This window comes from Micromonospora matsumotoense (genome assembly GCF_050951065.1).
In the GTDB taxonomy this organism is placed as follows: domain Bacteria; phylum Actinomycetota; class Actinomycetes; order Mycobacteriales; family Micromonosporaceae; genus Micromonospora; species Micromonospora matsumotoensis.
The window spans coordinates 6468082-6482745 of sequence record NZ_CP192025.1; the positions used below are offsets into that span (position 1 = coordinate 6468082).

Below are 14664 nucleotides of genomic sequence, written 5' to 3' on the forward strand. Positions count from 1 at the left end.
CCCGCTCACTCCCACTCGATGGTGCCCGGCGGCTTGCTGGTCACGTCCAGGACCACCCGGTTGACCTCGGCGACCTCGTTGGTGATCCGGGTGGAGATCCGGGCCACCACCTCGTAGGGCAGCCGGGACCAGTCGGCGGTCATCGCGTCCTCGCTGGAGACCGGGCGCAGCACCACGGGATGCCCGTAGCTGCGCCCGTCACCCTGCACGCCGACGCTGCGCACGTCGGCCAGGAGCACCACCGGGAACTGCCAGACGCCCCGGTCCAGGCCGGCCGCCGTCAGCTCCTCCCGGGCGATCAGGTCGGCCTGGCGCAGCAGCGCCAACCGTTCCCGGTCGACCGCGCCGATGATCCGGATGGCCAGGCCAGGCCCCGGGAACGGGTGCCGCCACACCATCGCCTCGGGCAGGCCCAACTGGAGCCCGAGCGCCCGGACCTCGTCCTTGAACAGCGTGCGCAGCGGCTCGACCAGGGCGAACTTCAGATCGTCGGGCAGGCCGCCGACGTTGTGGTGGCTCTTGATGTTGGCGGTGCCGGTGCCGCCGCCCGACTCGACCACGTCCGGGTAGAGGGTGCCCTGCACCAGGAACTCGACGTCACCGTGGGCGGCGATCTCCCGGGCGGCGGCCTCGAAGACCCGGATGAACTCGCGGCCGATGATCTTCCGCTTCTGCTCCGGGTCGGTCACCCCGGCCAGCGCGCCGAGGAACCGCTCCTGGGCGTCGACCACCTTCAGCTTGATGCCGGTGGCCGCCACGTAGTCCTTCTCGACCTGCTCGGCCTCACCGGCACGCAGCAGGCCGTGGTCGACGAAGACGCAGGTGAGCTGGTCCCCCACCGCCTCGTGGACCAGCGCGGCGGCGACCGCCGAGTCCACCCCGCCGGACAGGCCGCAGATGACCTCCTTCTCGCCGACCTGGGCCCGGATCCGGGCCACCTGCTCGTCGATGATGTTCTGCGGCGTCCAGGTGGGCGCGATGCCGGCGATGTCGTAGAGAAAGCGCCGGAGCATCTCCTGCCCCTGCGCGGTGTGCCCCACCTCGGGGTGGAACTGCACGCCGGCCCGGCGACCGGCCAGGTCCTCGAAGGCGGCGACCGGCGCGCCCGCCGACTCGGCGGTCACCGTGAACCCGGCGGGGGCCTCGGTCACCGCGTCACCGTGGCTCATCCAGACCGGCAGGTCCGCCGGCAGGTCACGCAACAGCACACCCGGGTCGAGCAGCCGGGGACGCAGCGGGGTGCCGCCGTACTCCCGGTTGCCGGTCCGGGCGACCGTGCCGCCGAGCGCCTGGGCCATCGCCTGGAAGCCGTAGCAGATGCCGAAGACCGGCACGCCCGCGTCGAACAGCCCGGCGTCGATCTGCGGGGCGTCCGGGGCGTAGACACTGGACGGGCCGCCGGACAGGATGATCGCGGCCGGGTCCTTGGCCAGCATCTCGGCGACCGGCATGGAGTGCGGGACGATCTCCGAGTAGACCTTCGCCTCGCGCACCCGGCGCGCGATGAGCTGGGCGTACTGGGCTCCGAAGTCCACCACGAGGACTGGGCGAGGCGTGCTCATGTGCGCAAAGCCTACCGACAGTCACACCCGCCCCGGGCACGGGCCGCCCCCGGGCGTGCCGCACCCGGTCAGTGCGGCCCACGACGCAGCGCGCCGGGGGCGTCCGCCGGGACCGCCGGGTGCCGCGGTGGCACCGCACCCACCCGGGTGTACGCCGACCCGAGCGGCGGCCGGGGGTCCGGATCGCCCTTGTTCGGCCAGTACGACATCGCCCGTTCCGCCTGCGCGGTGATCGTCAGCGACGGGTTCACCCCGAGGTTCGCCGAGACCGCCGCCCCGTCGACCACGTGCAGCCCCGGATGGCCGTGCACCCGGTGCCACGGGTCGATCACCCCGTCGGCCGGGCTGATGCCGATCACCGCCCCGCCGAGGAGGTGCGCGGTCATCGGAATGTCGAACGGTTCGGTCAGCGCCCCGCCCGGGGTGCCGTCGATCTCCTCGGCGAGCAGCCGGGCGGCCCGGTTGCCGGCCGGGATCCAGGTCGGGTTCGGCGTCCCGTGCCCCGGGCCGGAGACCAGCCGCCGCCGACCCAGCCACCCCCGCCGCCAGCGGGTGGTCAACGAGTTGTCGAGCGACTGCATCACCAGCGCGATCACGGTCCGCTCGGACCAGTGCCGCACCGAGAGCATCCGGACGGCCTGCCGGGGCTGCCGGACCAGGCCGCCCAGCCAGCGCCGGAGCCGGTGCGGGCCGCCGTCGACCAGCAGCGACTGGAGCAGCCCCATCGCGTTGGCGCCCCGGCCGTAGCGGACCGGCTCGACGTGGGTCTGCGGGTCGGGGTGGAACGAGCTGGTGATCGCCACCCCGTCGGTGAAGTCGAGCCCCCGTTGCCGGGCCTGCCGACGGCCGACCGACGCGCCGAGGATCGCCTCCGAGTTGGTGCGGGTCAGCTCGCCGAGGCGGTCCGACAGGTGGGGCAGCACCCCGGTCTGCTTCATCTCGTGCAGCAGCCGCTGGGTGCCGAGCGCGCCGGCCGCGAAGACCACCTGGTCGGCCCGGAACACCTGGCGACGGCGGCGCAGCCAGGCTCCGGTCCGCGCGGTGTGCACCCGGTAGCCGCCGTCGGCGGCCGGGTGGACGGCGGTGACCGTGGTCAGCGGGTGGACCCGCGCGCCGAGCCGTTCGGCCAGCCACAGGTAGTTCTTGACCAGGGTGTTCTTGGCACCGTGCCGGCAGCCGGTCATGCACGACCCGCAGTGCGTGCAGCCGGTGCGCTCCGGCCCCGCCCCGCCGAAGTACGGGTCCGCCACCCGTTGGCCGGGGCGACCGAGATGCACCCCCACCGGGGTGGGCCCGAAGGTGTGCCCCACCCCCATCCGCTCGGCCACCGCCCGCATCGCCCGGTCCGCGCCGGTGTGCCGGGGGTACGTGGTGACCCCGAGCATTCGGCTGGCCTGGTCGTAGTGGGGGGCGAGTTCGGCCCGCCAGTCGGTGACGTCGCGCCACTGCGGGTCGGCGTAGAAGGCGGCCGGCGGCTCGTAGAGGGTGTTCGCATAGACCAGGGAGCCGCCGCCCACCCCGGCGCCGGAGAGCACCAGCACACCGCCGCCGGCCTTCCGGTCGGCCGGGCGGAGCAGGGTGATCCGTTGCAGCCCGTAACAGCCGAGCCGGGGAGCCCAGAGGAACCGGCGCAGCCGCCAGGAGGTCTGCGGGAACTCGTCGTCGGCGAACCGCCGGCCCGCCTCCAGCACCCCGACGGTGTAGCCCTTCTCGGCCAGCCGCAGCGCGGTGACGCTACCGCCGAAGCCGGACCCGATGACGAGCACGTCGTACCGCATGGACGCATCATTACCGGCGGGTAGCCATCGCGCCAGTGCGGGATTTCGCGCGATCATGCTCACCGTCGCCGATCGGCAGCCGCAACCAAGGGGGCCGGTCGACGCGTTGTGCAGACGGGGGTGGCGAGCGATGACTCAGGAAACCGGAACAGGACGCCCACGATGGGTGTGGGTGCTGGCCACCCTGGTCGGTGTCGTGCTGGTGGCGGTGGTCGCCCTGGTGGTGACCCGGCAGGTCCGCGACGACGGGCCACGGCGTACGGCCGGGCCGGTCGCCACGACCGCCAGCCCGACGCCGAGCCCCACCCCCAGCCCGACCCCGCCACCCGGCGCGGCCATCACCGGCCCGCTCAACCTGCTCCTGGTCGGGGTGGACACCCGGGTCAGCGTGCCCGGTTGGGAACCGCACGGCGACTCGGTGCTGGTGCTGCACGTGCCGGCCGGGCTGGACCGGGCGTACCTCTTCTCGCTCCCCCGCGACCTGGTGGTCGACATCCCGGCGTTCCCGAAGTCGGGGTACAAGGGCGGCCGGACCAAGCTCACCCACGCGATGAGCTACGGCAGCCGGGTGCCGGGCAAGCCGAAGAACCCCAGCGCCGCCCAGGGGTACGAGCTGCTGCGCAGCACGGTCGCCGGGTACACCGGGCTGCGCTTCGACGCCGGTGCGGTGATCACCTTCAACGGCTTCGACCGGCTGGTCGACACCCTCGGCGGGGTGGACCTCTACGTCGACCAGCGGGTCCCCTCGCTGCACCGTCGGCCGGACGGCAAGTACCGCGACCCGGCCCCCGGTGGCGGCGGCTACACCGGCCCGCAGATGGTCTACGAGAAGGGCGAGCGGCACCTCAACGGCTGGCAGGCGCTGGACTACTCCCGGCAGCGCTACATCACCGGCGGTGACTACGCCCGGCAGCGGCACCAGCAGCAGCTCCTCCGGGCGTTGGCCGCCAAGATCCTCGGCGAGAACCTGGCCCGTGAACCGGACCGGGTGGAGCAGGTGGTGGCCGCGCTCGGCGACACCCTGGTCTATGCGGGCGGGCCGCGCATCGTCGACCTGGCGTACGCCCTGGGTGGCATGAGCGCCGACCGGATCACCCTGGTCGGCCTGCCCGGCGACGGGGTGGGCAAAGGCAGCAGCTACCGGGGTGAGCAGCTCACCCCGGTCGGCAAGGGCTTTCTGCCCGCACTCAAGGCCGGCAAGGCCGAGACCTATCTGGACGCCCACCCCGAGCTGCGGGTGAAGAACTGAACGGCGCAGCCCCGCCCGACGGCATCCGACCCGGCGGGGCGGGTCAGCGGCGGGTCGGGGGCGGCGGGCGTTCGGTGCCGTACAACCAGGCGGCGAAGAGGTCGTCGAGTTGCTGCCCGCTGACCCGCTCGGCGGTCGCCACGAACTCCGCGGTGGTGGCGTTGCCGTTGCGCTTCTCGGTCGCCCATGCCTTCAGGAGCCGGAAGAACGCGTCGTCGCCGACCGCCACCCGCAACGCGTGCACGGTCATCCCGCCCCGCTGGTAGACCGATTCGCTGAACAGGTTCGCCACCCCGGGCGCGGCCGGCGGCACCCGCCAGACCTGGTCGTCGGACGCGGTGTACTGCTGGTCGAAGGTGGCCTGTGCGGTGTCCCGGCCCTGGTGTTCGGCCCAGAGCCACTCGGCGTACGTGGCCAGCCCCTCGTTGAGCCAGATGTCCTCCCAGCGGGCCACCGAGACGCTGTCGCCGAACCACTGGTGGGCGATCTCGTGGGCGACCACCCCGGTGTTCACGCCGGTCCGGAAGAAGTTGGCCGAGTAGACCGGCCGGCTCTGCGTCTCCAGCGCGTACCTGATCCGGGGCTCGTCGACCACCACCCCGCCGTACGCCCCGAACGGGTACGGCCCGAACACGGTCTCCAGGTAGTCGGCGACCGCCAGGGTGCCGGCGATCGACTCGTCGGCGGCCCCCCGGGGCAGGCTGCTGGCGACCGCGCTGAACACCGGCCGGCCCCGGTGTTCGCCGGTGCTGGTGCGGTATTTCCCGATCACCACCGTGCTCAGGTAACTGGCCATCGGGGTCGCCTCGGACCAGCGCCACGTGGTCCAGCCACCCGCTGCGGGGCGCTGCCCCTGCGGCACCCCGTTGGCGACCGCGACCAGCCCCTTGGGCACGGTGATCTCGAAGTCGTAGGCGGCCTTGTCGGAGGGGTGGTCGTTGACCGGGAACCAGGTGCTCGCCGACTCGGGCTGGCCGAGCGCGATCGCCCCGTCGGCGGTGTGCAGCCAACCGCCCTCGCCGATCGCCTCGTTGGGCAGCGGCACCGGCTGTCCGTCGTAGCCGACCTCGACGGTGAACGCCGTCCCGGACCGGACCGGCGCGGCCGGGGTGACCACCAGCTCGGTGCCCTCCCGGGCGTGCCGGGCCGGGCTGCCGTCCACGGTGACCCGACGGACCGTCAGGCCGGCCAGGTCGAGGTGGAACAGGGGCAGCTCGGCGGTGGCGGTGGCCCGCACCGTGGCGGTGCCGCGCAGCTCGTCGCGGGCCGGGTCGTAACGGACCTTGAGGGTGTACCGCTCGACGTCGTAGCCGCTGTTGCCGGCGGTCGGGAAGTAGGAGTCGCCGACACCGGCCGGGCCGGGGGTCACGCTCGGGGTCGCACCGGGGGTCGGGACGGACCGGGACTCCGGGGGCTTCGGGTCGGCCGTGCAGCCGGCCAGGGCCAGCGCCACGGTCACCAGCAGTGCGAGACCGCGCCGGTTCCGGCTCATGGCCACCTTCATCCCCCGTTCGCCGCCCCGCCGTGCGCGCAGCCTACCGAGAGGGCCGACCCCGTGTGCGCCGAACGACGGACGGCCGGCCGGGCCCACGCTGCTGGGGCCGGCCGGCCGTCGTGCCGGGCGGGTCAGCGGTCGAGGACCAGGCCGACCTTCTGGAACTCCTTCAGGTCGCGGTAGCCGCACTTGGCCATCGCCCGGCGCAGCCCGCCGAAGAGGTTGAGCTGGCCGTCCGGCTCGTCGGCCGGGCCGAAGAGCAACCGCTCCATCGAGCCGAGCGGCTCACCGGCCACCTCGAACGCGCCACGCGGCAGCGACGGGTGGCTGGCCGCCGAGTGCCACCAGGCCCCGCCGGCCGGGGCCTCCGCGCAGAGCGACAACGGCTCGCCGAGCATCACCGCGTCCGCCCCGCAGCCGAGCGCCTTGGCGATGTCGCCGGAGGTCTGCATGTCACCGTCGGCGATGAGGTGGACGTAGCGTCCGCCCGTCTCGTCGAGGTAGTCGCGCCGGGCGGCGGCGGCGTCGGCGATCGCGGTGGCCATCGGCACCCGGATGCCGAGCACCGACTCGCTGGTCGACCAGTCGTCGCCACCGATGCCGACGATCACCCCGGCCGCACCGGTACGCATCAGGTGCAGCGCCGTCTTGTAGTCGGTGCAGCCGCCGACGACCACCGGGAGGTCGAGGTCGGCGATGAACTCCTTGAGGTTCAGCGGTTCGTCGGTGGTCGAGACGTGCTCGGCCGAGACGATGGTGCCCTGGATGACCAGGATGTCGACGCCCGCGTCCAGGATCACCGGGGCCAGCGCCAGGGTGTGCTGCGGGGACACCCGGACGGCCACGGTGCTGCCGCCCGCCCGCAGCTCGCGGACCCGCTCGGCGATCAGGTCGGGGCGGATCGGCTCGGCGTAGACCTCCTGGAGCCGTTTGGTGGCACGGGCGTCCTCGTCCAGACCGGCCAGCTCCTCCAGGACCTTGGCCGGGTTCTCGTACCGGGTCCACAGGCCCTCGACGTTGAGCACGCCCAAGCCGCCGAGCTGGCCGAGCCGCACCGCCGAGGCGGGGCTCATGGTGGCGTCCGACGGGTGGCCGACGCAGGGGATGTCGAACTGGTAGGCGTCGAGCTGCCAGCCGGTGGAGACGTCGTCGACGTCCCTGGTCCGGCGGCTGGGCACGATGGCGATGTCGTCCAGGTGGTAACCGCGCTGCGCGGTCTTGCCCAGCCCGATCTCGACCACGTCACGCATGAGGGACTCCAGATGGTTGAGGGTGGTGGGTCAGCGGGTGTGGTAGTTGGGCGCTTCGACGGTCATCTGGATGTCGTGCGGGTGGCTCTCCTTGAGGCCGGCCGCGGTGATCCGGATGAGCTGGCCCCGGTGGTGCAGGTCGGGGATGTTCTCCGCGCCGGCGTACCCCATCGCCAGCCGCAGCCCGCCGACGAGCTGGTGGGCCACCCGGGACAGCGGCCCCCGGTAGGGCACCTGACCCTCCACGCCCTCCGGGACCAGCTTGTCGTCGCTGAGCACGTCCTGCTGGAAGTAGCGGTCCTTGCTGTACGACTTGGCCTGGCCCCGGGACTGCATCGCGCCCAGCGACCCCATCCCCCGGTAGGCCTTGAACTGCTTGCCGTTGACGAAGATCAGCTCGCCGGGGCTCTCCTCGCAGCCGGCCAGCAGGCTGCCGAGCATCACCGTGTCGGCACCGGCCACCAGGGCCTTGGCGATGTCGCCCGAGTACTGGATGCCACCGTCGCCGATCACCGGGACACCGGCCGGGCGGGCGGCGCGGGCCGCCTCCATGATCGCGGTCACCTGCGGCACGCCGACCCCGGCGACGATCCGGGTGGTGCAGATGGCACCCGGGCCGACACCGACCTTGACGCCGTCGGCACCGGCGTCGACCAGGGCCTTCGCCCCGGCGTAGGTGGCCACGTTGCCGCCCACGACGTCAACCGTGACGTCGGCCTTGAGCCGGCGGACCATGTCCAGCACAGCCCGCTGGTGGCCGTGCGCGGTGTCCACGATCAGCACGTCGACGCCGGCGTCGACCAGGGTGCGGGCCCGCTTGTAGGCGTCCTCACCCACCCCGATGGCGGCGGCGACCCGGAGCCGGCCGGCGTCGTCCTTGGTGGCCTCCGGGTACTGCTCGCTCTTGGTGAAGTCCTTGACGGTGATCAGGCCACGCAGCCGACCGGCGTCGTCCACGATCGGCAGCTTCTCGACCTTGTGCTGGCGCAGCAGCGCGAGGGCGTCGTCCTTGCTCACCCCGACCGGGGCGGTGACCAGCGGCGTCCGCGTCATGATCGAGTGGACCGGGGTGGCCGGGTCGGAGACGAAGCGCATGTCCCGGTTGGTGACGATGCCGACCAGTTGGCCCTCGCCGTCGACCACCGGGACGCCGGAGATGCGGTAGCGACCGCACAGCTCGTCGACCTCGCGCAGGGTGTCCTCGGGGCTGGCCGTCACCGGATTGGTGATCATGCCGGACTCGGAGCGCTTGACCAGGTCGACCTGGAGCGCCTGGTCCTCCAGGGAGAGATTGCGGTGCAGCACGCCGATGCCACCCTGGCGGGCCATCGCGATCGCCATCCGGGCCTCGGTGACGGTGTCCATCGCGCTGGACAGCAGCGGGATGGTCAACTCGACGTTGCGGGTGAGCCGGGTGCGGGTGTTCACCCGGCTCGGCACCACGTCCGACTCGCCCGGCTGGAGCAGCACGTCGTCGAAGGTCAGCCCGAGCGGCACCACCCGCGCCGACCCGGCGGGCAGCTCCGGCAGGTGGCCGCCCCACTCGCCGCTGTCGACGCCGGCCGGAAGATCGGTGCTGGGCGAATTCTCCACGATTGCTCCCCTGAGCTGCTCGGATGGGATTCAGCGAGGCGGCGCGCGCGGCACCGGCGCACGCCGGGGTGACGGCGAGTCGTCTCATCGTACCCACTGAGCTGGGCGGCCCTCGCCGGCGACCGGCCGGCGTCGGCGACGCCACAGCGACCGCCGGGGGGCGCGTGCCGCGAGGGTTGGGTCTACGGTGAGGGGGTGCACGACGAGCCCATCGACCCGTTCAACGGCGACCCGGCCGATCCGGCTGCGGGGCTGGACGATCCGGGCGACGACGCCCCACTCGACCCGCTGACCGAGGTCGAGCGGCAGGACGTGCTGGAAGACCTCGCCGATCTGGAGATCTACCAGGCCCTGCTGGCCCCGATCGGGGTACGCGGGCTGGTCATCGAGTGCGAGGACTGCCGCGAGCCGCACTACTTCGACTGGGACCTGCTCCGGGGCAACCTGCGTCACCTGCTCAGCTCGGGCCGTCCCCGGGTGCACGAGCCGGCCTACGACCCCGACCCGGACCACTACGTCACCTGGGACTACGCCCGCGGCTATGCCGACGGGGTGCACGACACCCTGACCGAATCCACCGCGGACGACCCCGACCCGGAGGACTGACCGCCGGGACGCTCAGGCGACCAGGCCGGCACGGAAGCCGGCGGCCACCGCATGCGCCCGGTCCCGGGCACCGAGCTTGCGGAACAGCCGCCGGGCGTGCGTCTTGACGGTGTCCTCCGAGACGAACAGCTCCCGGCCGATCTCCGCGTTGCTCTTGCCCTCGGCCATACCGAGCAGCACCTGGAGTTCGCGCTCGGTCAACCCGACCGAGGTCCGACCGCTGCGCGCGCCGGGAGCCGGTCGCGGCGACGCGCCGGCCGGGTGCGACTCGGCCGGTCCGGCCTCCGGCTCGCCGTCGACCTCGTCGTCACCACGCTGCACGGGCACCACCGACGGCGCTCCGGGCGGCCCCTCGGCCGCCGCCGGCGACCAGCCCGCTCCCGGCGTACGACCGGTGGCGGGTCGGGGTGGCGCACCGACCGAGGCGGTGTCCCGGGCGGGGTCGGCGACCCGGTGCCGGGCGGGCCGACCGGGTGCGGAGAGCAGCAGCAGCGCCTTCGCCACCGCGCTGGTCAGGTCGTGGTCGGCGCCCTGGATCAGGCCCCGCGCCCCGGCGCTGATGGTGGCCGCCGCCGCCTCCGACTCCTCGGTGCCGAGCAGCAGCACCGCGGCCTGCGGCGCGCGGGCCAGCACCCGGCGGACGAAGCCGGCGCTGTCCGGCCGGGTGAGCGCCGTGTCGGCGAGCACCACGTCGACCGGGCGCTCGGCGAGCCGCAGCATCACCTCGGGATCGGAGACGGCCGTCCGGATGACCGCGGCCAGGCCGAGTCGCGCCGCCGCATTGGTCAACTGCTGCGCGGCGGCCGGTGTCCGAACGCATACGAGAACGGTACGCAAGGTGGTCTCCTCTCCGGACACGAGCAGACCATGACGGGGTCCACCGGGGAGGAGGTTCCGGGCAATCCTCCGAACTTTTCCGACATTTAGGTCATAAGCCGCAGGCTGCTCGGGTTTTCGATCTCAACACGTGTGAGTCGGCGCGGGTTCGGGTACCGAGGCTCCAGGCCGGAAGGCGGTACGCCAGCGCGGACCACAGCCCGGACGCCGGTTCAACGAGGATCTCCGCGGTGCCGCGCGGGAGGAGGGGTGCTGATGTCGAACGTACGTAGACTGCCCGGACCCATCGTCGACCTGTGGGACTGGCAGCGTCTCGGTGCCTGCCGGGGCCGGGACAGCGCCCAGTTCTTCCACCCGGACGGCGAGCGCGGCTCGTCCCGGCTGCGCCGGGAGTCCGGCGCCAAGTCCGTCTGCCAGGCCTGCCCGGTGCGCGCCGAGTGCGCGGCGCACGCCCTCGCGGTCCGCGAGCCGTACGGCGTCTGGGGTGGCCTCAGTGAGTCGGAGCGGCTGCGGCTGCTCGCCCTCGGCTGGGAGGACCTGGCCGACCGCCGGCAGACCCGGGTGGACATCGCCCGCATGGAGGCCCGCCTCGGCGCTCCGCACAAGACCGCCATGCCGGCCCAGCGCAAGATCGCCTGACCGACCCAGCACACCTCGACGAGGCCGCACTCCGATCTCCGGAGCGCGGCCTCGTCGTTTCCCCGGCCCCTGGTCCCGACACCGGGCCGGCCGACACACACGAAGAGCGGGGCGGGCCCGGCATCGCCGGACCCGCCCCTCATTCCACCCGATCCTGCTCCCGAGCCGTCCTACGGCTCACCCGGTGCGGCGTACGCCGCCGGTCGCGGGAGGCGGGAACAGCGGGGTCCCACCTGCGTCACGCCGTCAGCGCCGCAGGGTCAGCAGACCCGGCCGGTACGGCAGCAGGCCGTAGTCGACGCCGTCGGAGCTGGGGGAACGACCCTGGTAGAGCAGCTGCAAGTTGCACGGGTCGATCGTGTTCGTCTGATCCGCGCTGGTGCGCAGCAGCTCACCGTGGCTGATGTCGTTGGTCCAGGTGGCACCGCTGTTGGCCTTGCCCGCGAACGGGTTGTTGTAGGTCGTCGCGTTCGGCGTCCAGGTGCCGCCCAGGCTGGTCGCCGTGAACGAGCGGAAGTAGCGCTCCCAGGAGCTGGTCCTGGCCTCGATGATCATCAGGTACTGGTTGCGGCCCTGCACCTTGTAGACCTGCGGCGCCTCGAAGATGTTTTCCGAGGTGTCGCTCATGATGGTCGTGTAGTTGGCACCGAAGCTGCCCGGGAAGTTCCCGATCGGCATGATCTGGCGGTAGATCCTGCCGTTGTCGCCAGCGAAGAACAGGTACATGTTCTGGTCGTCGCCGATGATCGTCTGGTCGATCACCCCGGTGCCGGAGTCGGTGATCTTCGCGGTCGACAGGGTCTGCGCGGCCGACCAGCCGTTGGCGTTGGCCGGGTTGGTCGACGTGCGGTACGAGAACGACGTCCCGCCCCACTGGTGGGCGAGAACCCAGATGTTCTTCGGCGCGAAGTAGAACAGCGACGGCGCGACGGTGCCCTGGCTCATGGTGTTCTGGGTGGCCGAGCCGAGCTGGTTGAGGTTGTCGACCAGGCTGAAGTTCATCGAACCCCAGCCGCCGGTGGCGCTGCTGCTGTGGGTGGTGGCGTACACCAACTGCTTGCCCTGGTAGGGGGCGATGGTGAAGTCCTTGAGTGACGCCCAGCCGGCCTTCGGCTGCGCCAGCGGGCCGGTCGACGACCAGCGGTAGGACGTCGGCAGGGAGCAGTTGCCCGGCGGCGGGGTGGTCGGCGGCGGCGTGGTCGGCGGGGGCGTGGTCGGCGGCGGGGTGGTCGGCGGCGGGGTCGTGGGGGGCGGGGTGGTCGGCGGCGGGGTGGTCGGGTTCGGGTCACCGTTGCAGGCCACCCCGTTGAGCGCGAAGCTCGTCGGGACCGGGTTGCTGGACGTCCAGGCCCCGTTGAAGCCGAACGACACCGAGCCGTTGGTCGGGATCGCACCGTTGTAGCTCATGTTCTTGGCGGTCACCGCCGAACCGCTCTGCGTCACGGTGGCGTTCCACGCCTGCGTCACCGACTGCCCGGAACCGAAGGCCCAGGTCAGCGTCCAACTGCTCAGCGCGTCGCCCAGGTTGGTGATCGCGACGTTGGCACCGAAGCCGCCGCCCCACTCCGAGGAGACGGTGTAGTTCACCGAACAGCCCGCCGCGGCGGCACCCGCCGGCAACGCGGTGACGATCCCCGCCGAGGCCAGCAACGCGACACCGGCCGAGACCAGGCCGACATTGGCCGATCTGGATCTGGACATAAAACACCCTCCTGACGGGATGGCGACCTGCACATTGGTGGTGGTCGTTGTTAGGTGAACGTTAACAGTCGCGTCAGGTATGTTACGGGAGCGCTCCCACAGCCTCAACCCTCGACACCACCGGGGAATTTCCGGTAATCAACATATCGATCATGACTGATGACCCAGGGTGCTGTGAAATCAGCGGACGGTGACTGTGACGCTGTGCCAACCGGTGGCGCCGTCCGGGGCCACCGGGGCGGCCAGCGGAGTCTGGGTCTCGCCGTCCCGGTCGGTCGCCCGCACCTGGAGGGTGTGCTCACCGGCGGTCGCCGGCCAGCGCCACGACCACTGCACCCAGGTGTCCACCGACACCGCCGGGGCGAGGGTCGCCTCCTGCCACCCACCGCCGTCCACCCGTACCTCGACCCGGCTGATCCCCCGGTGCTGCGCCCAGGCCACCCCGGCCACCACCACCTCACCGGCGGTCAGCCGGTTGCGCGGGCGCGGGGTGTCGATCCTCGACTGGGTCTTCACCGGCCCCTGCGCCGACCAGCCACGCGGCACCCAGTACGCGTCGAAGTCGGCGAAGCTGGTCAGCTCCAGCTCGGTGACCCACTTGCAGGCCGACACGTACCCGTAGAGGCCGGGCACCACCATCCGCACCGGGAAGCCGTGCTCGACCGGCAGCGGCTCGCCGTTCATCCCCACCGCCAGCAGGGCGTCCCGGCCGTCGCGCAGCGCCGCCGTGGGGGTGCCGCAGGTCCAACCGTCGACCGAGCGGCCGACCACCTGGTCGGCCCCCTCCTCCGGCTCCGCCTCGTCGAGCAGTTCCCGGATCGGTACGCCCAGCCAGCGGGCGTTGCCGATCAGGTCCCCGCCCACCTCGTTGGAGACGCAGGCCAGCGTGACGTAGCGCTCCACCATCGGGCGGGCGAGCAACTCGGCGAAGGTCAACTCGATCGGATTGCGTACCCGGCCGTGGATGCGCAACCGCCAGGTCGCCGGATCGACCTGCGGCACCACCAGCGCCGTGTCGATCCGGTAGAAGCCGCTGTTCGGGGTGGTGTAGGGGGCGAGCTGGGCCAGCGACAGATCCGCACCGGGCGGCACCGCCGGCGCCACCGCCGACGGGGTGGGCAACGCGACCGCCTCCCGGGCCGCCGAGACCCCCCGTCGACCGGCGAGCCAGTGCCCGCCCAGCCCCACCACGGTCGCCGCGCCCGCCAGCAGGCCCGCACCGCGCAGGAACCGCCGCCGGGACTCCGGGTCGGTCGGCTCCAACGGCTCCCACCCGGCCGGCGGCACAACCGGCGATCCGGGCGTCGGGGGCGGCGGAGTCGGGGGCGGCCCGGTCGTCCCGGCCTTCAGTGACGGCTCGACCGACGACGACCCGGACTTCGGCGATGGGGACGGCTCGGGGGTCGGGGCCGAGGGGGCGGCGGGCAGGGGGGTGGGTGGCCGCCAGGGCCAGGGGTCGAGCTGCCACGGGCCGGCCACGAAAGCCCAGAGCACCAGCGCGCCCAGCCCCCCGCCGACCAGGGCGGGAAGCGCATCGGCGGCATCCGCGCCGGCCCGGGTGAGCGCGGCGGCGGCACCGAGGCCGGCGAACGCCGCGATGCCCACCAGTCCGACGGAGAGCCGGCGTGCGGCCAGCGCGCCGATCCCGGCGGCGAACGCCGCCAGCAGCACCGCCGTCCCGACCAGCAGGGCGATCTTGTCGTACGTGCCGAAGACGTCGATGGCGAACTGCTTGAGCGGCTCGGGAACCACGTCGACCACCACCCCGCCGACGGCGATCAGCGGGGCGGAACGGGGACCGGTGAGGACGGCGACCGGCTCGGCGACACCGATGGCCACCACGGCGGCGGTGACCCCGGCCAGGGCGGCGAAGCCGCGGGGGGTGGTGCTCATCCGGCCAGTGTCGTCGATCGCCCGCCCCGGTTGCCAGCACGTCACCGTTCCGTAAGCAGCT

11 protein-coding genes are annotated in these 14664 nt (G+C 72.8%); 3 read left to right on the top strand and 8 right to left on the bottom strand.

Annotated elements, in window-relative coordinates; all coding sequences use genetic code 11:
* Positions 1–5: 5 nt before the first annotated feature.
* Both guaA and ACQP1S_RS27535 read right to left on the bottom strand, forming a co-directional pair.
* Complete coding sequence (guaA, locus tag ACQP1S_RS27530) at positions 6–1562, bottom strand: glutamine-hydrolyzing GMP synthase (RefSeq protein ID WP_432900570.1); 1557 nt, start codon at positions 1560–1562, stop codon at positions 6–8.
* 68 nt (positions 1563–1630) lie between these two features.
* A complete protein-coding gene (locus ACQP1S_RS27535; protein ID WP_432900572.1) occupies positions 1631–3340 on the bottom strand; it encodes an FAD-dependent oxidoreductase in 1710 nt (569 codons plus the stop codon).
* 130 nt (positions 3341–3470) lie between these two features.
* Between ACQP1S_RS27535 and ACQP1S_RS27540 the strand changes: the two genes are divergently transcribed.
* Positions 3471–4589, top strand: coding sequence for an LCP family protein (locus tag ACQP1S_RS27540; protein WP_091241771.1), 1119 nt, complete (start codon positions 3471–3473; stop codon positions 4587–4589).
* 43 nt (positions 4590–4632) lie between these two features.
* Here the strand turns inward: ACQP1S_RS27540 and ACQP1S_RS27545 are convergent, their stop codons facing one another.
* The 3 genes from ACQP1S_RS27545 to guaB all read right to left on the bottom strand — a co-directional run bounded on the left by ACQP1S_RS27545 (position 4633) and on the right by guaB (position 8927).
* Positions 4633–6093 carry a M1 family metallopeptidase gene (locus ACQP1S_RS27545; protein WP_432900574.1) on the bottom strand — a complete coding sequence of 487 codons (1461 nt, stop codon included), beginning with the start codon at positions 6091–6093 and terminating at the stop codon, positions 4633–4635.
* A gap of 122 nt (positions 6094–6215) precedes the next feature.
* A complete protein-coding gene (locus tag ACQP1S_RS27550) occupies positions 6216–7334 on the bottom strand; it encodes a GuaB3 family IMP dehydrogenase-related protein (protein WP_432900576.1) in 1119 nt (372 codons plus the stop codon).
* Between the two features lie 30 nt (positions 7335–7364).
* Positions 7365–8927 carry an IMP dehydrogenase gene (gene guaB / locus ACQP1S_RS27555; RefSeq protein ID WP_432900578.1) on the bottom strand — a complete coding sequence of 521 codons (1563 nt, stop codon included), beginning with the start codon at positions 8925–8927 and terminating at the stop codon, positions 7365–7367.
* A gap of 195 nt (positions 8928–9122) precedes the next feature.
* Here guaB and ACQP1S_RS27560 point away from each other — a divergent pair, with 195 nt between their 5' ends.
* Positions 9123–9533 (top strand): DUF5319 domain-containing protein, encoded by a 411-nt coding sequence (locus ACQP1S_RS27560; protein WP_091241784.1) that lies wholly within the window; start codon positions 9123–9125, stop codon positions 9531–9533.
* A 12-nt stretch (positions 9534–9545) separates the two neighbouring features.
* Here ACQP1S_RS27560 and ACQP1S_RS27565 read toward each other — a convergent pair whose 3' ends face one another.
* Complete coding sequence (locus ACQP1S_RS27565) at positions 9546–10370, bottom strand: LuxR C-terminal-related transcriptional regulator (protein WP_432900581.1); 825 nt, start codon at positions 10368–10370, stop codon at positions 9546–9548.
* 255 nt (positions 10371–10625) lie between these two features.
* Between ACQP1S_RS27565 and ACQP1S_RS27570 the strand changes: the two genes are divergently transcribed.
* A complete protein-coding gene (locus ACQP1S_RS27570; RefSeq protein WP_091242671.1) occupies positions 10626–11009 on the top strand; it encodes a WhiB family transcriptional regulator in 384 nt (127 codons plus the stop codon).
* Between the two features lie 246 nt (positions 11010–11255).
* Here the strand turns inward: ACQP1S_RS27570 and ACQP1S_RS27575 are convergent, their stop codons facing one another.
* Positions 11256–12710 carry a non-reducing end alpha-L-arabinofuranosidase family hydrolase gene (locus tag ACQP1S_RS27575; protein ID WP_432900583.1) on the bottom strand — a complete coding sequence of 485 codons (1455 nt, stop codon included), beginning with the start codon at positions 12708–12710 and terminating at the stop codon, positions 11256–11258.
* A gap of 180 nt (positions 12711–12890) precedes the next feature.
* Positions 12891–14603: a molybdopterin-dependent oxidoreductase gene (locus ACQP1S_RS27580; protein WP_432900585.1), complete on the bottom strand. Its 1713-nt coding sequence runs from the start codon at positions 14601–14603 to the stop codon at positions 12891–12893.
* Between the last annotated feature and the right edge of the window lie 61 nt (positions 14604–14664).